Raw genomic sequence first — 22,351 nt, 5'->3', positions numbered from 1 at the left:
AAGTTGTCTTGCTGTAAATTTCTGCGCCTTAGCCTGAACCTAAAGATTCTTATTATCTAACTAAATTACCAAAAATTTGATATTTCTGATTAATAACTTAATTATGACTACATTTGATACAAGCGACGCAATTTATGTCCGCGAATTAGGAATTGATGATATCGCTCCTGTATATCATTTGGGTGAAGAATTATTCACTAGTGATTTATATCCATATCTATATCGCACTTGGGACGAGTGGGAAGTAATTGGACTTTACAATACAGATCCAGAATATTGCTTAGTTGCTGAAACTAGTGGAGAACTAGCAGGATTTATTTTAGGAACAATAATTACTAAAGCATCTTGGACTTATGGTTATATTTTGTGGCTAGGAGTTAACCCAAAATATCAGCGTCAGGGAGTAGCAGACAAGCTAGTTGATAAAGTCGTTTCTCGCATGATTGAAGATGGTGCAAGATTCATGTTAGTAGATACTGACCCCACCAATGTAGCAGCAGTGAAATTTTTTAATCGCAAAGGTTTTGGTAATATTCGTGAACATATTTTCCTATCGATGAATTTAAGTAAACACCCACATTATGGTAGGCTAATTGATTACGAACATCAAAAAGCAGAAAGAGCAGGTTACAGGCGATCGCGTCCGACAATTCGCCCCCGAAAATCTGATGGCGTTGCTAATGAATTAGTCCTCAATCCTTTAGTAAATGAACCTCAAATCATTGAAGATCAAAAATAGAAGATCCAGAAAATAACAAATGACCAATGACAAATGACCAATGACAAAATGCAGTGGATTTTAGCCCCAACTGAACAACCTCCAGATTGGTTTATTGCAGCAGTCAAGCAGTACACACCTGCATCTAGTGGATTATATGCAGCACAATTATTGTGGCAAAGAGGCATTCAAGATTCTCAACAACTAGCCACTTTTGTTAACTATCAAACTTATCAACCTGCTAGTCCCTTTGAATTTGAGGAAGAAATGCACCTAGCAGTAGCTAGATTACAACAAGCACGTAATCTCGGCGAAAAAGTTGCGATTTGGGGAGACTTTGATGCTGATGGTATCACTTCTACTGCGGTCTTATGGGATGGCTTGGGGCAATTTTTTCAGCAACATACACAGTTAACTTATTACATTCCCAATCGCCTCAGAGAATCTCATGGACTGAATAATTCCGGAATTGAGAATTTAGCAAGACAAAATTTTAAATTAATAGTTACTTGTGATACAGGTAGCACAAATATTGATGAAATTATCTACGCTAAAAAGTTAGGTATAGATGTCATCGTTACCGACCATCACACTTTACCAGCAGAACGTCCACCAGTTACAGCAATTATCAACCCTCGTTATTTACCAAGCGAACATCCGTTATTTCATCTTTCTGGGGTAGCAGTTGCTTACAAGTTAGTAGAAGCACTTTATCAAACTCTGCCCAACGTCCCGCAAGATGCACTGGAGAATTTATTAGATTTAGTCGCAGTCGGGTTAATTGCTGACTTGGTACAACTTAAAGGAGATTGTCGGTACTTAGCACAATTGGGAATCCAACGTTTACAAGCAGACTTTAAACAACTACCAACAGCGCGACGCAGGCCTGGTGTAGGGCGATTATTAGAATTGTGCCAAAAAAGTGGCGATCGCCCCACAGATATTTCCTTTGGTTTGGGGCCGCGCATCAACGCAGTTAGCCGCATTCAAGGCGATGCGAGTTTTTGCGTAGAATTACTGACTAGCCGCGATGCCAAACACTGCAATCAATTGGCTGAAGAAACAGAACTTGCCAACACTCGCCGCAAGTCATTACAAAAAGATGTGCAAGCCCAAGTAGCCCAAAAACTCACTCAATTAGATTTATCAACAACCAGCGTCATCGTCCTCGAAGATCCCCAATGGCCAGTCGGTGTATTAGGCTTAGTTGCCGGACAAGTAGCCCAAGAAACAGGCCGTCCCACAATTTTGTTAAGCACAGAAGAGAGCTTAGATAATTCTGCTCCCCACTCCCCACTCCCCACTCCCCTAGCCCGTGGTTCAGCCCGCTCCATCAATTCTGTCGATTTATATCAACTAGTTAAAGACCAAGCACATTTATTACATCGCTTTGGTGGACATCCCTACGCTGCGGGTTTGAGTTTACCAGTCGAGAATATTCCTTTATTTACCCAAGCAATTAATCAGCAGTTGCGGCAATCTTTGGGTAGTACAGAATTGATGCCTACAGTTCAAGCAGATTTAAAAGTTACCGTAGCAGACTTGGGCAAAGAATTATTCTTAGAACTGAAACTACTAGAACCTTGCGGAATGGGCAACCCAGTCCCCAAACTACTCATTCAAAACTGCTGGTTTGAAAACGCTTGGCATCGCAATCAGCAAGACTGGCAAGGAAAGAAAGTACAGTACATTAAAACAGATTTTGATATTCGGGATGACTCTACTAAAAATCCTTTTCCTGGTGTGTGGTGGGGACATTATAAAGATGAATTACCTGTATGCAAATCTGATTGCATCGTCGAATTAGATTACAACAGTTTCAAAAAAACGCTACGAAATCAGATTAATCGCCGTCCGTCCCAGCAATAACTCAGAACTCAGTCAACAATATTCAACACAAATTCTCGACTGGCGCAATCTCCCAATTCCCCACTCCCCACTCCCAGATTCCCCACTCATCCTCGAACAATGCCCTACTAACTGGGATGAAATACGCATTTGGTGGCAACGCTCACTTTTCAATCATCAACAATTAGCCCTAGCTTGGTCTAAACCTCACCTACAACCACCACAAGAAATTTGGCAGACTCTAGTTGGCATAGCTAAATATCTGAGTCGTACACAGCAGTTAGTTACCCGCACACAACTACTAGGAAAATTAGGTATAGGCGATCGCAGCTTACTACTAGGCATCAAAGCTTTAAAATATTGCGGATTTATAGCTACCAGACAAGACCGTTATTTAAGAATAAGCCAAAATCCCCAAACAATTTCACCCAACCTAGCAGATACAGCAGTTACTCAATTTCTGTCCGCAGTCAGCGAAGAACAGTTTCAGCAACAGTACTTTTCTGAAGTCCCTTTCTCTACAATTGTGGCGCTTGTTAATCGACCTCTAGTATGAAGAGATGTTTGAGATTTTGCAGTTGCCACAATTTACGCCATACCGTCAGGTAATGAGTAAATTTGGCATCGGTTCAAGTCCACAAGCTTTACTCATCAGTCAAATTTACCCAGTTACGAAGTTTGAATCGCTTGGTCGGTTTAAACGGCGGTTGGGAATGGCACAGGATGAAAGTAGCAGTGGTGATAAAGAAACCATGAATACAGGTTCTGGTTCTAAGCTTTGCAGGTCACAGCTGTATTTGTGGATTTTGGATATCATTGCCCCCGAACACGCTAGGCCAAAAAATGAGTTTGGTCAAAAACTAGGGGAATTTTACGATCAGCGTAAAGCTCAATTTCAGGACAATCCCGAACTGTGGAAAAAGAAAGCCGTTGCTAGATTACAGGCCGAGGCACTCCGGGAATTGAAGCGCTCGCTCGCTCTCTCAGAATTTGCTGTCAATGGTTAGCAAAGAATTAGCACCACAACTAGAAGCTACACTCAACCTAACCATGCAAACTGTACAAATGTCACTCGCTGCTAACATCGCATCTGGTGATATCGCTTCTGGAGTCAAAGACAAAGAGGTGAAAAAGGGTTTTGGCAATTTGATTATTAATCAAACTGCTGCTTATGGTTGTAGGCTGCTGTTTAAGGAGTTGAAGAAAACAGTGCAAGCAATATCATAAACCTACTACTCCCGATGAAGGGGAGTTTATAATTTATCAATTATCTCGCTAAAGTGAAGAGAATAATCCTTTTAAATTGGCGCGTAATGACTCTGGCTGAAACTCCCAACCAAGAAAATTCTCTTAATCCTTTACTCACCCTCAACTACGAACCAGCCTTAGAATCTTTGGGTGATGATTACTACGACGAAGTAGCCGCAGAGGAATTCCCCCAACATATTTTGCGCTGGCGGAATGATGCACTGTTATCTGATTTAGGGCTAAATCCTCAAGCCGTGACAGATGAGGATTTTATTACAGCCTTTGGCAAATTTCAAGGACGCAAACCTTTATTAGCACTGCGCTATCACGGTTATCAGTTTGGTACCTATAACCCGCAACTAGGTGATGGTAGAGGCTTTCTCTACGGTCAAGTCCGCGCTACCAATGGCGAATTATACGATTTCGGTACGAAAGGTTCTGGTAGAACACCTTACTCTCGTGGTGGCGACGGAATGCTGACACTTAAAGGCGGAGTGCGGGAAGTTTTAGCTGCTGAAGCACTACACCAAATGGGAGTCCGTACCTCACGCTGTCTTAGTATGATTGAAACTGGTTTATCTTTGTGGCGCGGTGATGAACCTTCTCCTACCCGTTCTTCAGTCATGGTGAGAATGAGTAGTTCTCACATTCGCTTCGGTACTTTTGAGCGGTTTCATTATTTACAGCGTCCTGATTTAACTCAAAAGCTATTAGACCATGTAATTGAATATTACTATCGCCACTTAGTCAACCAAACAGATAAATACGCCTTATTTTATGCAGAGTTAGTCAAGCGAGTTGCTGAACTAGTGGCACAGTGGATGGCTGTCGGTTTTTGTCATGGTGTGCTGAATACTGACAATATGTCGATTACTGGGGAAAGTTTTGACTATGGCCCTTATGCTTTCATCCCCACCTACGACCCCTATTTTACTGCTGCATATTTCGACTATTACAAACGCTATTGTTACGGTTATCAGCCAAGCATTTGCCAATGGAATTTAGAAATGCTGCAAGAACCATTAAAGGCAATTATTAACATAGCTGATATGCAAGTGGGATTAGCCAGCTTTGATGATTATTATGGTGCAGAATATCGCCGTTTGATGTTGAAAAAGTTAGGTTTTGAGCAGTTAAACCATCCCGAAGTTGATGAGCTTTTAGAATTAACAATTGCCTTTTTGAAAGAAAGTCAAGTTGGTTATCATCTATTTTTCTTTGAAATGGCTCGGACTTTTTCTGCTAAATGGCGAGATGACCCAGCCTGTGTACTCAATAATTCAGAAATTGCACCCGCTACAGGAACTTCAGTAATTTTTGATAATTGGTGCATCCTCTACCATAAAATCTTAAATCATTTTGATTTAGATGAGATGGGAAATATAGCCAATAATTTATCTCAGCATAATCCTAAAACTGTACTTCTTAGACCTGTAATTGAATCAATTTGGCAACCAATAGTTAATGCAGACGACTGGCAATATTTTAGGGATTTGATTCATCAAATTCAAACTAAGCAATAGAAGTAAGTATTCATAATACAGAAGTCAGAAGTGGTCACAGTGTAATGACACATAGTCTAGAAAAACCTTGATTTACCAAATATTCTGGATTCTGAACGGCAGTTGACGACAGTTGCCTCAAGTCGAACCAGCGCGTTGCACTGAACTACTTGCGGTGGATGGGTTTCCCGGCATAAACAAAGTGGTGTTAGCGCAGCCATAGCGACGCAGGAGCGTCACCCGAAGAGAGGTTCCCTCCATTGTAGCGACTGGCGTGGGAGACCCTTTCAGCAGTTCCTCCTAGGGAAAACCCCTAAGATCAGACTGCTTCACCACAGCACTGTCTCCTTTACGCTGAGAAACCAGTCCACCGTACTCCCTCCTTCTGATACCATTTCACGAAAAACTAAAATCCTTGCTAAATCTAAGTTTTTTAATTGCTAATTGTGAATTGGTATGACTTCTGAATTCTTACGCCTACACAAGTAAATCCGGAAATCAAACCGGATGCCTATATGTATATTGTTATTAAAGCTACAGTATTTTCCCAAGTAATAAGGTAAAAAGCTAAAAATTAAATACAAAATTTATTGTTATGTTTTCTAACTCACAATCTTTAAATTTAGGTATGATAAATACGAATACTTTAATAAATTATTTGGTAGTAGAGCTAGACATCAAGAATATTTTGTATCGTTGATTTTGGTTTTAGAATGTTGAATTTGTCATTCACATTTTTTGCTAAATTCAACAGCAATTATCAAGTTAATAAACTCAATTTTCTCAGTTTAATTGATGGAATTAGTCAAATATATGGTTAACAACATGATAGAGTTGCAAAAATGCTGACTCTAACAAAGATGAAAAATATCAGAAAATAATAAACTTTTGTTAAAATTTGTTTATTCAAAATAAATTATTTTATTTTTTCAAGGGAAATTAGAATCAAAAATGTAAGCAAAATTTAATTATTTAATTACAAAAATACAGAAAAGTTCTATTTAAAAAAAATGTCGATATTGTAAAATAAATATTCATAATTTTAATTAACAGTAATAATCATTCCAACAAATGCTGAAAGTGCTAGAGGATGAATAAGTGGTTAGGCAGCACAGATATCATCAATTTCCAGCAAGAGAAATTTTCAGCAAACGAGAGTTGCTGCCATTACTAGTGGGGATTGTTGTATCAATTGCAGTATTTGTACTTTGGCAGAGGCTAGTGGTTGAGGAGCAATATCATATTCAGCAGATGGTTCAACAACAAGCGATCGCCATTAAAACCGAATTAACTGCCCAAGTAAATATGCGGATTCTGGCACTAGAACGCATGGGAAAACACTGGCAACTGCAAGAGGCTTTAGATCGGAAAAATTGGCGAACTGAAGCAGCCGCGTACATACAAGATTTTGGTGGCTATCAAGCCTTGGGATGGATTGAGCCATTATTGCGTCTGCAATGGACTGTACCCGAAGTCAGTCATAAAATCGCCCAGAATTTAGCAACCAGCCAAGCACCTCAAATTCGCATAGCACTAGAAACAGCACGCAACAGCCGCCAAACAATTTTTACACCAACATTTGAGTTTTTTGAAGGCAAGCCAGGATTTTTGGCTTACTTACCCCTGTGGATTGGCGAGCAGTTTGATGGCTTGATCGTAGGTGTTTTTCAAGTGCAATCCTTAATAAATTCAATATTGCATTTACCCCAAGGTTATCAAATTCAAATATTGGAGAATGGCAAGTTAATTTACGGACAGAATTTATTACCAGCACAGCTATTAGATTGGCAAAAAACAGTCAGTGTGGAATTATATGGAGTCAACTGGCAACTGGTAGTTTATCCTTCTTTAGAATTATTGACCAACTTGCGATCGCCACTGCTATTAGTTGTTTTAGTTGCTGGGCTAATCATTGCTGGCACATTAACATTATTGATTTATTTTGCTCAAAGTAGTGAACGACGCAATCAGCACATAGCCAGCATTAATCAAGAACTAGCCAACCGCATTTTTGAGCAGAAAAAAACCGAAATTGCCTTACGCGCCAGTGAAACCCACCTCAGAGAATTACTCGAAACTGTCAAAGTCATTCCTTGGGAATTCGATATCAAAACTTGGCGATTTATCTATGTAGGGCCACAGGTAGAAACTCTATTAGGTTATCCCATCGAAGAATGGTATCAAGAAAATTTTTGGTTAAATCATCTGCATCCCCATGATCGAGAACAAGCGATGGGAATTTACCAAGAAGCCGTAGCCAAGGGAGAAAACAGGGAATTTGAATACCGAATGTTAACCACCAATGGACGAGTTGTGTGGTTGCGAAACATTGTGAATGTGGTCAAAAACATTGGAACCCCCGTGATACTTAGGGGGTTTATGTTTGAGATTACCGATTTAAAACTGGTAGAAGAAACATTGAGATTACGGGAACGTGCTTTAGCGGCCGCTAGTGATGGGATTACAATTGCAGATGCGAGACTTCCCAATCAACCAATTATCTACGTCAACCCAGCCTTTGAAATGATCACAGGCTATAGTGCGACAGAAATTATTGGCTATAACTGTGCCTTTTTGCCTGGTACAGATCCCCAACAACCAGCCATTCAACAACTGCAAGCATCGATGAAAACAGGTAAGAGTTGCCAAGTCTTGTTGCGGAACTACCGCCAAGATGGCAGCTTATTTTGGAATGAATTGAGTATTTCCCCAATTCACGACGAGACTGGCAGGCTAACTCATTTTATTGGCATTCACACCGACATTAGCGATCGCAAACAAGCCGAATTAAATTTACAGCGCCAAGCCCTGATCTTTGAAAATATGTACGATGGCGTAATCATCACCGATTTAACTGGCAAAATTATCGACTGGAACGGTGCTGCTGAGTGGATGTTTGGCTATAGCAAAGCGGAAATTTTAGGCAAAACCACTAGTATTTTGTATACACCAGCCGCCTTTGCCAAAGTAGTACCCCAGATTTTGCCAGATATTCACCAACATGGTCGTTGGTCTGGGGAAATCGAATTTATCCGCAAAGATGGCGGTCAAGGCATTTGTGAAACCACAGTGATTTTCTTACAAGATGAACAAGGCGAACCCATTGCCATTGTGAGTTTTAACCATGACATCACCGAACGAGTGTTAGCCCAACAAGCCTTGCAACGACAATTGCATCAAACACTGCTATTAAAACAAATCACCCAGCAAATCCGGCAAAGTTTGGATAGTAAAGCCATCTTTGCCACCGCAGCCGTCCAAATTGGCCAAGCATTTCAAGTGGAACGTTGCCTGATTCACGCTTATATTAGTGAACCTACACCCCACATACCCTTGGTTGCAGAGTATAATAATTTTCCCACCTACACTTGTCAGGAAACAGTGGAAATTGCTGTCATTGGTAATCCCCATGCCGAACAGATGATGCGTGAGGATAAAGCGATCGCTTCTGATAATGTATATGCCGATCCTTTACTTCAACAAGCACAAGAAATATGTCGTAACATGAACTTAAAGTCCATGTTAGCAGTCCGCACATCATATCAAGGAGAATCTAACGGTGCGATCGGCTTACATCAGTGCAGCTATTTTCGCCAATGGACAACCGCAGAAATTGAATTACTAGAAGCCGTAGCGGCCCAAGTCGGTATTGCCCTCGCTCAAGCCCATTTATTAGAACAAGAAACCCGCCAACGCCAAGAACTCTCCCTAAAAAACTCTGCCCTAGAACAAGCAAAACGTCAAGCCGAAGCCGCCAACCGCGCCAAAAGTGAATTCCTGGCCATGATGAGTCATGAAATTCGCACCCCTATGAATGCAGTCATTGGGATGACAGAACTGTTATTAGACACAGACTTGACTCCCCAGCAGCGCGACTTTGTAGAAACAGTGCATACCAGTGGTGATGCTTTACTTACCATCATCAATGATATTCTTGACTTCTCCAAAATCGAATCGGGCAGATTAGAACTCGAAGAAAAACCCTTTGACTTAAAAGCTTGTGTTGAACAAGTCATCGATATCCTCGCGCCCAAAGCCGCCCAAAAACAAATCGAACTAATTTACCTCATCCATCCCCAAGTTCCCACACAAATCATTGGTGACATCACCCGCTTGCGCCAAGTTTTGATGAATTTGCTCAACAATGCCATTAAATTTACTCAACAAGGAGAAGTTGTACTTTCTGTCTACGCCAACCACATAGAAACTCAACATCAGGAAACTAGCTGCACAATTCTCTTTAGCATCCAAGATACAGGTATTGGCATCACCCCAGAGAAAATGGCACGGCTGTTTCAACCCTTCACCCAGGCCGACCCTTCAATGACCAGACTTTACGGCGGTACAGGCCTGGGACTAGTGATTAGCCAACGCCTGAGTGAGATGATGAGTGGTAGTTTATGGGTGGAGAGTCGTGGCTGTATTGGTGGTCATCCCGATCCTGGATGGCAGAGTAACAAGCCTGTTTCTGCCACTTCCTTTGATGATGGTTCTACCTTCTACTTCACCATTACCAGCAAAATTGTAACCGATGCCGCATCACGAGAAATCACAACTGCTTTGACTCAGTTGGCTGGTAAGCGGTTGTTAATTGTGGATGCTCATCCTACCAACAGTAAAATACTCAGCTTGCAAGTGCAGTTCTGGCAAATGCAAACATACATTGCCGAATCTGGAGAGGCTGCTTTAGGTTTGCTGGCCCAGGGAATTCATTTTGATGTTGCCATTCTGGATCTACCGATACCGAATATTGACGGACTTCAACTAGCCCAGGCGATTCGTCAGCAGCCTGGGGGAGAGAATCTGCCCTTAATTTTGTTAACTGCTTTAGGCTCGCCAGAACTCAGTGCAGAATTTGATGATCTGGGGTTAGTAGTGTGTTTAACTAAACCAATCAAACAATCCCAACTCCACTATATTTTGACTCATACTTGTGGCGATCGCTTGCTGTTAGCCGATACTACTCATTCCCAGACTTGTGGGTGTGATGCTGATTTAGCTAAAAAAATCCCTCTGAGAATTTTAGTGGCGGAAGATAGCTTAGTAAACCAGAAAGTAGCAATATTGATGTTGCAAAAAATGGGCTACCAAGCAGATGTGGTGGCAGATGGGCGAGAAGTGATTCAAGCCTTGCAACGTCAACCCTATGATGTAGTGTTGATGGATATTCACATGCCAGAAATGGATGGACTAGAAACCAGTAAAATTATTTCTCAGCAATGGGCAGCGAGTATTCGTCCTTATATTATTGCGATTACAGCCAACGCGATGCGCGGCGATCGCGAAGCTTGTTTGGCGGCGGGGATGAATGATTACATCAGCAAACCCATACAAATGGCAGAGTTAGTCCAAGCCCTGAGTAAATGTCAGCCCGGCAAATTAATTAAGGCACCAGCAAGACAAATCCAAAATTTCAGTCCACGCCAACCCAAAACACCAAATTTAGACATATCTGCAATTGATCACAAAGTTTTGCAATCTTTGCGTCAGATGTTAGCCGGAGATCAGGTGGCATTAACGGAACTTCTGCACTGTTATTTTTCCGAAGCCCCTAAACTTATACAAGAAATTCAAGCATCTGTGGTAACTGAAGAAGCCGAAACTTTGTGGAAGACTGCTCACAAACTCAAGTCTAGTAGTGCTTCTGTGGGCGCAACCAATCTTAGCCAACTGTGCAAGCAGTTAGAAGCTAAAGGCAGAAGTTATGATTTTTCAGGATGTGCAGACATCTTGTCACAACTTCAGCAAGAGTATGAGCAAGTCAAAACAGAATTGCAAGTGGAACTGGAGGCGGGATTGTGACAAACATCTTTCAAAAAAACCAATCTCTAGTTTTAATTGTTGACGATGAACCGTTTATCCGTACCCAACTACGACTGGCTTTAGAGCGAGAAGGCTATCAAATCGCTGAAGCCCGTGATGGTGTGGAAGCATTAATTTTGTTTGAGCAGCTGCAACCCCAGATAGTATTACTAGATGCCATTATGCCCGGTATGGACGGATTTGAGTGTTGTCTGCGGTTGCAATCTTTCGAGCAAGGCAAGCATACACCAGTATTAATGATTACGGGATTGGAAGATCAAGAATCAGTTGACCATGCCTTTGATGCAGGTGCAATTGATTATGTTACTAAACCAATTCACTGGCCTGTGTTGCGTCAACGAGTCAAACGCTTGATTCAACAATCTCAGCTACAACAACAACTAGAAGCCGCTAACCAAGAATTACAAAGATTAGTCACAATTGATGGTTTAACTCAAGTTGCCAGCCGCAGAAAGTTTGAAGAATATTTTTCCCAAGAGTGGCAGCGGATGGCACGAGAGCAATTACCGTTATCTTTAATTTTATGTGATGTGGATTACTTTAAATCTTACAACGATACTTATGGACATCGGGCGGGCGATCGCTGTCTGCAAAAAGTAGCACAAGCTATCAAAGATAGTGTAAAACGTCCCGCCGATTTAGTTGCTCGTTATGGTGGTGAAGAATTTGCTGTCATTCTACCTAAAACCGAGATTGAAGGAGCCATGATTTTGGCAGACAAAATTTGCTCCGTAGTGCGGCAGTTGGCAATTCCCCATTGCAATTCCCAAGTTAGTAGTTATGTAACCATTAGTGCTGGTGTCGCCGAGGATATCCCTCAACCTGGTTCTGACTTTCAAGAGATAATTTCTGCCGCTGATCGCGCTTTATATCAAGCCAAAATCGAGGGACGCGATTGCTTTCGGCAGTCTACCAAGCAAGTATCTGCTAATTTTTCGCTTCCCCGTTGGGGTGCATGATATTTTTGTATGGAGGCAGAAGGCAGAAGGCAGAAGGCAGGAGGCAGGAGGTAAAAGGCAAAAGTAAATAGTTTATTACTCAGCACTCAGCACTCAAAACTCAGCACTCAGTTTGGTAAACTGCCCCAAAAGTCCGGTCTGGAGAAATTTCAATTACCACATCAGCAACTGAAGGCGATCGCAGCATCGGTTTGAGGAATAATTCTGGATGGAGCGATCGCCAAAAATAATTGACAAATTCTTCAATCTGTGAGTCACTCATTCCTGATTTACCAGCTGCTACCATCTGTTGTTCTGCTTGCTTGCGCCATGTTAAGGAACTGCGATAATCGGTAGGATACAACAAAATCAAACTATCTAAGCAATCCCACAATGGCAGATAATTGCTCAGTTGCTGATTCATATCACGAGCAAATACTTTGTCTGTATCGGTAATTATTGGTGGCGGCGTGTTCTCAAATGCTTTGGGGTCGATGGGTCTTACACCGACAAACCAACCTTCAAATAATACGATATCTATATTGGTAACAATTTCGGGAGTGGTGCGATCGCCTGCACCTGCATAAAGGGATTTCTCAAACCGAGGAACAGTAACCGAAGTTTCGCCTTGACGAATTTGTTCTAAAACATTTAACCCCAAATCTACATCATGGGTTCCTGGTGGCCCCCGCCAACTCAAGCGGGGGTCTTGCTGTAATAAAATTAAGCGATCGCTGTAAGTTTTATATAAGTCATCTAATGACCAACTTAAACTGCGGTATCCCAACTTTTGGAGAATTAAGGATAAAACTTGGCACATAGTAGTTTTACCTGTCCCTTGGACTCCTAAAATTCCTTGAATCAAAGGACGGTTGAGGCTTTGACGGTGTGCAGCTAATTTCATTCCCAGAGGTAGCCATAAATCCCACAACACCACTAACATGGCTTCATAGTTGGCACGTAAGTTAGTTCGGTAAAATTGCCGAAAATCTGGCAGTACAGATTTGAGTAACTGCGATCGGGCTTGGATCATCATATCCACATTTGCTGATGTGATCCCAAACGCTTGCGCCCTTGATATATCACCTAGTGCTGCGGCTTTTGCTTGCTGCCAAGTTAACTCTGATATCTCCTCTGCTATAATTTCCCCCAGCCAAGAATACATCTATAATTTTCCTCAAAAGCAGCAATGACAAATTTTTCTAGGAGCCTAACTTGAAGGCTTCCACAAACAAACTGTAAGTAAACCCTACTTTGAGAATATTCAAAGATTCTACCCAAAGCGCCCTTCTAGCAAAAAAGCCCCGACTGTAAAATATTCTGCTAGTAACCTCGGTTAACATCACTAAAAATGCGGCGACAAAAATATCTAATTCTGCTTTTTGTCCTGCTATTGTCGAAATAGCTGTGCCTAAGAAAAAGCCAAACAAAAAACTAATAATTAATAGCGATAATCTACGCCAAGGATTCCGAAATATTTGTCTGAGACTACTAGCAATAGCATCTAATAAATTATTAATTCGAGTATTTTGCATTTATCAAACATTCTCAATTATTCAGATTAATTGAATATTATCGGAATCCGGTTTGATTTCCTCATAGTCAGGGAGTAGGGAGTCGGAGTGGGAAGGAATAAAGGCTGAATAGAACAAGTCTGCCATCCTAAATCAGGAATTGTTAAAAAATGTAAATATTTTTTCTCCCAAATCTCTCAGGATTTAACAATAGACATCTTGTTGTTCAGATTACGCCCCAGTAAATAACTTTTATATGTAATTATACTGTTTCATATTTATATTTATGTAATATCATTTGCTTAAAATTGAGAACCCACGGGAAAAATTCACGGAACAATCACATATAGCCAGCGTTTTTCAGTAAAATTAAAGTAATCATTCATGCCAAGGGTGATTTCAGATAAATGATAAGTAGGATACATTACATCACGCCATTTCACGAGAATCTATTGTAGACAAGTCAGCAAATTTCTTTCTTCCTCAAGGTAGAGAATAGGCTAAGATTTGGCCAAGACTAAACAAATAATTATTTCTAACAAATATCAAAATGAAATCTCAGGTGTATCGTAAGGCTGCTATTACGGCTTTGAGCTTGGGGCTGCTTGGCTTGCTGATGGGATGTTTAGATTTAAGTGTGTCATTTGAGACTACAAATCCTGATACATCTGATACAGCATCTACTAATACCTCGCAGTCAAACAGAGATTCAGAATTGCCAATTTTAGATGCTACAACTACTCCGACAAATGTTTCTAATAATACAACAATACCAATTAACCAAGTAGAACCAAGCACTAGCCAAGTCGAGGCTATTTTAGTTAATCGTCCGAACGGGGCTGGTAATGCCAAAAACCAAGGTACTTTGCGGATGAGTAATCAAACTGATCAGCCTGTGCGTCTAGCTTTGTTAGCAAGGCAATTAAAAGGTAAAAGCCCAACTAGTAGTAAGAGTGATATTCCTGCCCATTGGGATTTTGCACCACAAGAAGGCAGTAGTAAAGGTTTGCTGCTTTCTTTACCTAATGGCAATCTGAAGCTAGAAAAAGGAGATATTTTAGTCGCGTTTGCTCAGGATGGTTCTCGACGCTACTGGGGGCCTTATGTTGTGGGGGAAAGTTCCTTACCAACTTGGAATGCTGAAACGAAAGAATGGCTGTTGGTACTTAGTCCATAGTCAAAAGTCGATAGTCTATAAATGATAGTGTTTAGTTGATGACTGTTTGGTGTTGCTAGATCCCCGATTTCTTCAAGAAATCGGGGATCTGAGCCATTCACTGTTCCCTGTTAAGAACAAAATCCCTCTTTTTAACGACTAATAACTATTGACTGTTGACTGTTGACTCATAACTATTGACAAATAACCACAAATGAGGATGAAATTGAGTACTTTCCACGTTGTTGACCGATGGTTCAACAAGATAGCACAGCGTCCATCTCTAGTAGTGACTTTATCAGTTTTGTGGTTGATGCTGATTGGTTGGATAGGCTATGGGTGGAATTTAGGCAATGTTGGCTTAGTGGATGAAACAGAACCACTGTTTGCGGAAGCATCCCGACAAATGTTTGTCACTGGTGATTGGATTACACCGTTTTTCAATGGTGTGACTAGGTTTGATAAACCTGCTTTAATTTACTGGTGTCAGGCACTTGCCTACTCAATCATAGGTGTCAATGAATGGGCGGTACGTGTTCCCTCAGCGATCGCAGCAATTGCGGTTATCAGTTTGGCTTTTTATACTGTACAGTGGCATCTGGCAAAGCAAGACGCAGCCGAGCAGATTCAGCGTCCTACCCGTCGTTACATTACAGCTGCGATCACATCTGCTGTCATGGCACTCAATCCTGAGATGATTGTCTGGGGTAGAACAGGTGTCTCAGATATGCTACTAACTGGCTGTATAGCCTCGGCTTTGTTATGTTTCTTTCTGGGCTATGCAAGTAAAGCGGGGAGCAGGGAGCAGGGAGCAAAGGAGAGCGCCCTACTCCCTAATAAATGGTATTTAGCTTGTTATGTTCTCATTGCTGGGGCAATCTTAACTAAAGGCCCGGTGGGTATAGTTTTACCGGGGATCATAATTTTGGCTTTTTTGCTGTACTTGGGTAAGTTCCGCGAAGTTATGCGCGAAATGCGGCCACTGCTGGGGCTGCTGATTATTTTTGCTTTAGCAGTTCCTTGGTATGCCTTGGTAATTTGGCGCAATGGTTGGAATTATATTAATTCGTTTTTTGGATATCACAACATAGACCGTTTTACAGAGGTAGTGAATGGTCATTCAGCCCCTTGGTATTTTTATTTCTTGGTAGTCTTGTTAGGTTTCGCACCATATTCTGTGTATTTACCCGCAGCCTTTGTGCGACTGAAATTTTGGCAGCGATCGCAATGGCAAAGTCAAGAACGCTCTCAGCAATTAGGTTTATTTGCTGGCATTTGGTTTTTGGGCGTGTTTGGTTTTTTCACAATTGCTGTTACCAAACTACCTAGTTATGTTTTACCCCTAATGCCAGCAGCTGCGATTTTAGTCGCTTTATTTTGGAGTGATTACTTTCCTACACCATCTGCATCCAGTTCTCGCACTCCGCAGAAATTCTTCTGGTTCAGTGGCTGGGCAAATGTTGTTTTATTTTCAGCGTTATCTGTAGCGATGTTTCAAATCACCCAGTTACTAGGTAACGATCAAGCAGCACCTAACTTTCGCCAAACTTTGGAAAATTCTGGGATTGTAGAACTAGGGGGTTATATTTGGTTATTAACTGCCATCAGCGTGGCATTTTTATTAATCACTCGACGTTGGCAAGGAATTGTTAGTGTAAATTTGTTGGGGTTTGTGGCATTTCTAATTATTGTTTTGATGCCTGCAATGTTTTTGATGGATCAAGAACGACAAATGCCTTTAAGAGAAATTTCTGCTGTTTTGTCTCAGGTAAGACAACCAAACGAAGAAATTGTCATGGTTGGCTTTAAAAAACCCAGTGTTGTTTTCTACAGTCATCAACAAATTAACTTTATAAAATTGACTAGCGAGGCTGTGGTTTATATCCAAAATCAAATCAATACTTCTCCTAAATCACATTCATTGTTGGTTTTGGCAGAACATAGAAACCTTGTCAGAATTGATTTACAACCTGATGATTATGAAAATTTGGCTTCTAAAGGTGCTTATCAATTGATTAGAATTTCTTTAAAAAAAAATGCAACCAAAAAAGCAAGATATTTCCATCGTACCCGAACAGAAAGCTCCCCAAATTATTTAGGACTTACGCACAAAATTAAAAATCAAGGGTTTTGCTGAGGGTATAAGGGTGTATGTATCTACAACCCTTACACTCCACACTTAATATATACAGAAAATCTTGGTGCTTAAGTCCTATTAATTTTTTGTATTTTTGATGTATATACATCTATATAGGCAAATATTTATATAAATAACTGCAAAAGTCAGAAATCAGAATCTAGATAGAAATTTTCATATAGCAGTCCTAAATGAATGACAAACATCTCTACCTTGTCTTTTTTATTCACCTATCAAATAGGATTGCTATGGTCTAATAGTATTAGTTATCAAACTCTCTCGCCATTTTGACTTCTGGATTCTGAATACTTGCTAAGAATGGCAATCATCCCAATTCCTCACATCCAGCAAAACTTTGCTTAGGGTAAAGAATTGATGACATCAATTTCTTTGCCGTCCTGATTTACCAATACAATTGGGCGCTGATTAGGTGCAAATCTATATCCTTGTTGTTCGGCAATTGTTTTTGTTTGGCGGGGATCAAAGTTGCGAACAAATTCTGCCTGTAAAGTACTCACACGTCCTTCCATAATTTTGACTTCGGTGCGAACCTCACGCAACCTTTCTTGCTGTGACCAATGATAAGGCAGAAGTTGTGTTAGGGCGGATGCAGCGGCTCCCAAAATTGCTAAATTCACTCCTATCTTGAATGTGGTTTCAATCGCCATTATTTGATGAGAACGTTGACGAAGATGCCGCTTTGGTCGAGGAGTAGTTCGAGGCTGCTGTATAGGTTGTAACGGCTGTCTTGATGGTTGGAAGGCGTTCATAATACTAAAAATAACTTTACTGGGAACAAGTTAATCAACAGTCTACTGCGGCTAGTTACAGCATAAGTTAGCTGTCATATTACTTCATTTTTCTGAGATTGCTACACGTATGCTTATTGTTAAAAAAACAAGCTTACATACGTAAGTAATTGATGGGAAACAGTTTGCTGTACTCAGCTATCATTCTGAAAAACTGCACCTTGTATCCCAGGATTATTCATCGTTTGTGATTTTATGTCAATTACCAGACAAGATGTTAATGGTTATTACCCCATACAGCTAATCCAGCAGAATTCAGGAGCCAGAATTCAAAATAACAGTTTACTTCACACTGTCAATAATTGGTTGTGATTATGAAGACTGCTAAAAATTAAATTATTCAAGAATGGAATATTGTTCAGTGGAAAACCTTGAACTAGTACCGCAGCACAATTGCAAAATATAGAAGAAACGCCTTTTCTTTCTTGACACTCCTTTGTTTCTGGAAAGCATTCTTCAGCTACCAGCAGTTTCATCGTTATGGTATCCGTTTCTTTCGCGCTTGAGACTTTCTTCTAAAGCTTGAATTTGTTCTCGGCGGGCTTCTAATTCTAAAGAACGACGCGCTAAATCTTGATTTTGCAAAGTCAGAGATTGTCGCCACTGTTCAGCGCGTTCTGCTTCTTGTTGTAAGAGTTCTGGGGTAATGCCAGTGGTGAGGTAGGATTTGACTAAATTCATTACCCAATTACTAGCTTCTTCTAATTTGTCGATTTCACCGGTGGCAGAAAGTTCCACTAAAACCAGTAAGCCTTCGCTCATAGTTTTACCTTTCCCCAGCAAAATAAAAGCTTCTTCTGGAATAATTGCCCAGAGTTTATTAGTATCTTGACGTGCTAACAAACGCAACTGGTACTGGTCTAAAAATTCGTTTTTATGTACCTGAGCTAGATATAGCATGATCGTCTTTTTGCTCCAGCTTACAATTAAAAATTAAAAAATAAGTACAAAAATGTATATTAAACAACAAAATTAAAATATTGATTTTGTCTTGAAAATCATCGGGCAATGGGTAATGGCTGAGATTTTGGTGATGACTCTGCCATTACCCATTGTCGTGATGCTAGATCATTCAGGCTATGTTTACTGTAATGCCTGGAGGCGATCGCGCAAAATTTCGGCTTGTTTCTCAGCTTCAGCTAAGGCATCTTTCGCTCCTTGCACCACGTCGGCTGGAGCTTTATCCACAAACTTAGGATTGCTTAACCTGCCTCTGAGAGACTGGGCTTCAGCTTCGACTTTACTGAGGTTTTTCTCTAATTTGGCACGTACAGTTTCAATGTCAACAACACCAGTTAGGGGAATGACAACTTGAACTGTACCAACTACCCCAGCAATGGTTTGTTCTGAGGCTTGTACTGGTTCTGCAACTGCTGTGGGCTGTTCTGATACAGTATTCACTGGTTTAGGTTTGGCAAATAATATACTACGGGCAATAAACCACATACTATAACCTAAACCCACAAGTTGAAAGAAAGTACCAACTAGGGGAATTTGATTAACTGTGTTGGCTACAGCCAAACCAACTCGCAGAAAAATTAGCCCCACAAATATTAAGCCAATTGTTTTCCAACTCCAACGAGATTTTGCGGGCGCTAAAGTTTGGCTTTTTTGTTCGCCGGCAATGGTTAAAGTTTCTACTTTGGCTAAATCTTGAATATAAGCTTGCCCAGCCTTCAGGATTTGCTGTTCTTGAAAATTACCTGTTTGCAGATTTACTTTGACTTTTGCCCCTGGCTTAACATCCGCCTCTGCCCGTAAATTGCGAACTGTGCGGATAGTGCCAATTAGCAATTCAAACTGTGCTTCTAAAGCAGTATCAATCAAGTCGGCATTTACTTGGGGATAAGCTTGTAAAGCCAAAGTTTGCGGTGATTCTGCGGGTTGTTGGGTAAGGGTTTGCCAAATTTCCTCAGTGATGTGGGGCATAAAGGGATGCAGCAGCTTTAAAATCCCTTCCAGCACGTAGGCGAGGATTTGTTGGGCGGTGCGGCGGGATGTCGGATCTGCACCTGGTTGTAAGCGAGATTTCACCAACTCAATATACCAATCGCAAAAATCGCCCCAAATAAATTCGTAAATTCCCTTGGCAGCTTCGCCTAAGCCGTAGTTGTTGATGTAACTGGTAGTTTGATTAATAACTTGATGATAGCGAGAAAGAATCCAGCGATCGCTTAGTTCAGTCGCCACGGGTTGACCTAATTGTGCCGGGGTTTGTCCATCCAAGTTCATCATCACAAACCGCGCCGCATTCCACAACTTGTTGGCAAAGTTGCGCGAAGCTTCTACTGAGGCTGACTCATCAGTTTTGCGGTTGTATTCTAGGCGAATATCTTGACCAGCACCTGCCACTTCCTTAACCAAGGTGTAGCGCAGGGCATCAGTGCCGTATTTATCAATCAAAATCAACGGGTCAATCCCATTATTCGCCGTTTTCGACATTTTCTTATTGTTTTCATCCCTGACCAAACCGTGGATGTAAACTGTCTGGAACGGCATTTTTTCGGTGAAATGACCCGCCATCATTGTCATTCTGGCAACCCAGAAAAAGATAATGTCAAAACCTGTAACTAAGGTAGTCGTCGGGTAATACTTAGCTAAATCGGGGGTTTGTTCCGGCCAGCCCAAAGTGGAAAACGGCCACAGCCCCGAAGAAAACCAAGTATCTAATACATCTGGGTCTTGTTGTAGCTGGACATTTTCGCCAAATTGGGCTTTAGCTTTTTCCCAAGCTTCATCAGCAGATTTAGCCACCACAAACGGCGTAGTATCGGTAATTTGTCCGTCTGTTTCACTCACAGCGTACCAAGCGGGAATTTGGTGTCCCCACCACAACTGTCGAGAAATACACCAATCTCGCAGACTTACCAACCAATCACGGTAAACCTTTGTCCAGCGTTGGGGAACAAACTCAGGAGAATTTTGCTGGTCGAGGAATTGTAGGGCGTTATCTGCTAGTGGGCGAATTTTGACAAACCATTGAGTCGAGAGGAGAGGTTCAATGGGAACTTTACCGCGATCGCTATAAGGAACGGTATGCTTATAATCTTCTACCTTGACCAAAACCCCATCCGCTTCTAAACGAGACACGACATTTTTTCTCGCCACAAAACGGTCTTGTCCTTGAAACTCCCCAGCATTAGCGTTGAGAGTCCCATCCTTATTCAAAATATTAATAAACGGCAGATTGTGACGCTTACCCATTTCAAAATCATTGGGATCATGGGCTGGTGTCACCTTCACGCAACCAGTCCCGAAAGATGGGTCAACCAACTCATCGCCGATAATCGGAATTTCGCGCTGCATAATTGGCAGAGTTAAAGTTTTACCAATCAAATGCTTATATCGCTCATCATTGGGATTCACTGCAACCCCAGTATCACCCAACATCGTTTCCGGTCGAGTCGTCGCCACCTCCACATAACCAGAACCATCTGTTAGCGGATAGCGAAAATGCCAGAGATTACCATCAACCTCCTTTGATTCCACTTCCACATCCGACACCGCCGACTGCGTAGCCGGACACCAATTCACCAAATATTCGCCACGATAAATCAATCCTTCATTGTAAAGACTGACAAAAGCTTCCACCACAGCTTTCGATAAGCCCTCATCCATCGTGAACCGTTCCCGCGACCAGTCCACCGACACACCCAAGCGGCGTAACTGATTCACAATTGTTCCCCCAGACTCCGCCTTCCACTGCCAAGCGCGGTTCAGAAATTCCTCACGCCCCAACTCAGCACGAGTTTTACCCTCTTTTTTGAGTTGTCTTTCTAATATTGTGTGGACAGCAATACTAGCGTGGTCAGTACCTGGTAGCCACAAAGTATTACGTCCCTGCATTCGGTGATAGCGTACCAGAACATCAATTAGCGCACTTTCAAAAGCGTGACCCATGTGCAGACTGCCAGTGACATTCGGCGGCGGAATCACGACACAGTAAGGTTCGCCACTGTGATTAGGGTCAGCTTTATAAACTTGGTTTTCTTCCCAGAATTTTTGCCACTTAGCTTCAGTGGTAAAGGGATCGTAGAGACTGGGAAGATTCGAGATAGTTGCGGTCATGCTGGGAAAATTAACTGTGGAAGAACTTTAATAAATTTTGCCACAGGGTTGGAGAGGGTTTGATGGAAACGAACCGCCAAGATGAGCCAGTGTGTTGGGCGGCTTTGCCGACTTGAAGCAACTGGCGTGCCAAGAACGCCAACAGAAGAGAACCAAGTCAAGAGTTGGATAGACTTGTCTACGCTGTGATTGGAGCAGCGATAGAGGTACATCAGATTTTGGGGCCAGGGTTTTTAGAGGAGGTGTATCAGGAGGCATTAATTATAGAATTTTTAAAGCGAGGAATACCTCATGAGTTTGAAAAGTACGTAACAGTTTATTACAAAGGTCATGAAGTAGGCAAAGGTAGACTAGATTTTTTAGTTGCAAATTCTCTAATTGTGGAATTAAAAGCAGTCCAAAACCTAGCCCCCATTCACGAAGCACAAGTTCTTTCTTACCTAAAAATGACCAAATATCGTCTAGGACTCCTCATAAATTTTAATGTCCCTCTTCTCAAAGACGGCATCAAACGCATTATCCTTTCTTCTTAATCTCTTCTTGGCGTTCTTTGCGTCTTGGCGGTTCGTTTAAAAAATTATTCTCATCCT

At 41.5% G+C, this 22,351-nt stretch carries 16 protein-coding genes and 1 pseudogene; 10 read left to right on the top strand and 7 right to left on the bottom strand.

Features of this window, described 5'->3' with window-relative positions; translation table 11 throughout:
- The first annotated feature begins 103 nt into the window (after positions 1-103).
- From ACX27_RS03020 to ACX27_RS03000, 5 genes and pseudogenes are all read left to right on the top strand, one after another.
- A complete protein-coding gene (locus ACX27_RS03020; protein WP_062288244.1) occupies positions 104-739 on the top strand; it encodes a GNAT family N-acetyltransferase in 636 nt (211 codons plus the stop codon).
- A 48-nt stretch (positions 740-787) separates the two neighbouring features.
- Positions 788-3,122 (top strand): annotated as a pseudogene (gene recJ, locus ACX27_RS03015) (single-stranded-DNA-specific exonuclease RecJ).
- A gap of 16 nt (positions 3,123-3,138) precedes the next feature.
- On the top strand, positions 3,139-3,573 hold the full coding sequence (locus ACX27_RS03010) for a transposase (RefSeq protein ID WP_158507336.1): 435 nt from the start codon (positions 3,139-3,141) through the stop codon (positions 3,571-3,573).
- The gene (locus ACX27_RS03005) at positions 3,566-3,793 is read left to right on the top strand and encodes a hypothetical protein (protein WP_062288237.1); all 228 of its coding nucleotides are present in this window, start codon (positions 3,566-3,568) and stop codon (positions 3,791-3,793) included. The genes ACX27_RS03010 and ACX27_RS03005 overlap by 8 nt, the downstream gene beginning before the upstream one ends.
- Before the next feature lie 86 nt (positions 3,794-3,879).
- Positions 3,880-5,337 carry a protein adenylyltransferase SelO gene (locus tag ACX27_RS03000; RefSeq protein ID WP_062288235.1) on the top strand — a complete coding sequence of 486 codons (1,458 nt, stop codon included), beginning with the start codon at positions 3,880-3,882 and terminating at the stop codon, positions 5,335-5,337.
- 117 nt (positions 5,338-5,454) lie between these two features.
- Here ACX27_RS03000 and ACX27_RS34785 read toward each other — a convergent pair whose 3' ends face one another.
- Positions 5,455-5,577 (bottom strand): hypothetical protein, encoded by a 123-nt coding sequence (locus ACX27_RS34785; protein WP_256364379.1) that lies wholly within the window; start codon positions 5,575-5,577, stop codon positions 5,455-5,457.
- Positions 5,578-6,414: 837 nt separating this feature from the next.
- On the opposite strand from ACX27_RS34785, the gene ACX27_RS02995 reads away from it, so the two are divergent.
- Complete coding sequence (locus ACX27_RS02995) at positions 6,415-11,118, top strand: PAS domain S-box protein (RefSeq protein WP_062288232.1); 4,704 nt, start codon at positions 6,415-6,417, stop codon at positions 11,116-11,118.
- The gene (locus ACX27_RS02990) at positions 11,115-12,098 is read left to right on the top strand and encodes a response regulator (RefSeq protein ID WP_062288229.1); all 984 of its coding nucleotides are present in this window, start codon (positions 11,115-11,117) and stop codon (positions 12,096-12,098) included. The genes ACX27_RS02995 and ACX27_RS02990 overlap by 4 nt, the downstream gene beginning before the upstream one ends.
- A gap of 100 nt (positions 12,099-12,198) precedes the next feature.
- Here the strand turns inward: ACX27_RS02990 and ACX27_RS02985 are convergent, their stop codons facing one another.
- Positions 12,199-13,242: a glycerate kinase gene (locus ACX27_RS02985; RefSeq protein WP_062288226.1), complete on the bottom strand. Its 1,044-nt coding sequence runs from the start codon at positions 13,240-13,242 to the stop codon at positions 12,199-12,201.
- Positions 13,243-13,279: 37 nt separating this feature from the next.
- Positions 13,280-13,612 (bottom strand): DUF565 domain-containing protein, encoded by a 333-nt coding sequence (locus ACX27_RS02980; RefSeq protein ID WP_062288223.1) that lies wholly within the window; start codon positions 13,610-13,612, stop codon positions 13,280-13,282.
- Between the two features lie 529 nt (positions 13,613-14,141).
- Here ACX27_RS02980 and ACX27_RS02975 point away from each other — a divergent pair.
- Both ACX27_RS02975 and ACX27_RS02970 read left to right on the top strand, forming a co-directional pair.
- Positions 14,142-14,768: a hypothetical protein gene (locus ACX27_RS02975; RefSeq protein ID WP_062288220.1), complete on the top strand. Its 627-nt coding sequence runs from the start codon at positions 14,142-14,144 to the stop codon at positions 14,766-14,768.
- 193 nt (positions 14,769-14,961) lie between these two features.
- Positions 14,962-16,884 (top strand): ArnT family glycosyltransferase, encoded by a 1,923-nt coding sequence (locus ACX27_RS02970; protein WP_083468655.1) that lies wholly within the window; start codon positions 14,962-14,964, stop codon positions 16,882-16,884.
- 359 nt (positions 16,885-17,243) lie between these two features.
- On the opposite strand, the gene ACX27_RS02965 is transcribed toward ACX27_RS02970, so the two are convergent.
- The 4 genes from ACX27_RS02965 to ACX27_RS34780 form a co-directional block, all read right to left on the bottom strand.
- Positions 17,244-17,654, bottom strand: a complete 411-nt coding sequence (locus ACX27_RS02965) for a slr1601 family putative cell division protein (protein WP_062288217.1) — start codon at positions 17,652-17,654, stop codon at positions 17,244-17,246.
- Between the two features lie 495 nt (positions 17,655-18,149).
- Complete coding sequence (locus ACX27_RS02955) at positions 18,150-18,593, bottom strand: hypothetical protein (RefSeq protein ID WP_062288210.1); 444 nt, start codon at positions 18,591-18,593, stop codon at positions 18,150-18,152.
- A gap of 183 nt (positions 18,594-18,776) precedes the next feature.
- Positions 18,777-21,761 (bottom strand): valine--tRNA ligase, encoded by a 2,985-nt coding sequence (locus ACX27_RS02950; RefSeq protein WP_062288206.1) that lies wholly within the window; start codon positions 21,759-21,761, stop codon positions 18,777-18,779.
- A 10-nt stretch (positions 21,762-21,771) separates the two neighbouring features.
- Positions 21,772-21,894, bottom strand: coding sequence for a hypothetical protein (locus tag ACX27_RS34780; RefSeq protein ID WP_256364378.1), 123 nt, complete (start codon positions 21,892-21,894; stop codon positions 21,772-21,774).
- Between the two features lie 31 nt (positions 21,895-21,925).
- On the opposite strand from ACX27_RS34780, the gene ACX27_RS02945 reads away from it, so the two are divergent.
- Entirely contained in the window at positions 21,926-22,294 is a 369-nt protein-coding gene (locus ACX27_RS02945) for a GxxExxY protein (protein WP_062288202.1), read from the top strand.
- Positions 22,295-22,351 lie beyond the last annotated feature (57 nt).

This window comes from Nostoc piscinale CENA21 (genome assembly GCF_001298445.1).
GTDB lineage: Bacteria > Cyanobacteriota > Cyanobacteriia > Cyanobacteriales > Nostocaceae > Nostoc_B > Nostoc_B piscinale_A.
The sequence above is the reverse complement of the archived record's forward strand: the minus strand, read 5'-3'. Positions and strand labels throughout refer to the sequence as shown.

Bases quoted from the DNA above. Each gene is read 5' to 3' on its own strand.
- ACX27_RS03020 (WP_062288244.1), top strand. From the start codon at position 104: ATGACTACATTTGATACAAGCGACGCAATTTATGTCCGCGAATTAGGA.
- ACX27_RS03005 (WP_062288237.1), top strand. From the start codon at position 3,566: ATGGTTAGCAAAGAATTAGCACCACAACTAGAAGCTACACTCAACCTA.
- ACX27_RS03000 (WP_062288235.1), top strand. From the start codon at position 3,880: ATGACTCTGGCTGAAACTCCCAACCAAGAAAATTCTCTTAATCCTTTA.
- ACX27_RS34785 (WP_256364379.1), bottom strand. From the start codon at position 5,577: ATGGAGGGAACCTCTCTTCGGGTGACGCTCCTGCGTCGCTATGGCTGC.
- ACX27_RS02985 (WP_062288226.1), bottom strand. From the start codon at position 13,242: ATGTATTCTTGGCTGGGGGAAATTATAGCAGAGGAGATATCAGAGTTA.
- ACX27_RS02980 (WP_062288223.1), bottom strand. From the start codon at position 13,612: ATGCAAAATACTCGAATTAATAATTTATTAGATGCTATTGCTAGTAGT.
- ACX27_RS02975 (WP_062288220.1), top strand. From the start codon at position 14,142: ATGAAATCTCAGGTGTATCGTAAGGCTGCTATTACGGCTTTGAGCTTG.
- ACX27_RS02970 (WP_083468655.1), top strand. From the start codon at position 14,962: ATGAGGATGAAATTGAGTACTTTCCACGTTGTTGACCGATGGTTCAAC.
- ACX27_RS02965 (WP_062288217.1), bottom strand. From the start codon at position 17,654: ATGAACGCCTTCCAACCATCAAGACAGCCGTTACAACCTATACAGCAG.
- ACX27_RS02955 (WP_062288210.1), bottom strand. From the start codon at position 18,593: ATGCTATATCTAGCTCAGGTACATAAAAACGAATTTTTAGACCAGTAC.
- ACX27_RS02950 (WP_062288206.1), bottom strand. From the start codon at position 21,761: ATGACCGCAACTATCTCGAATCTTCCCAGTCTCTACGATCCCTTTACC.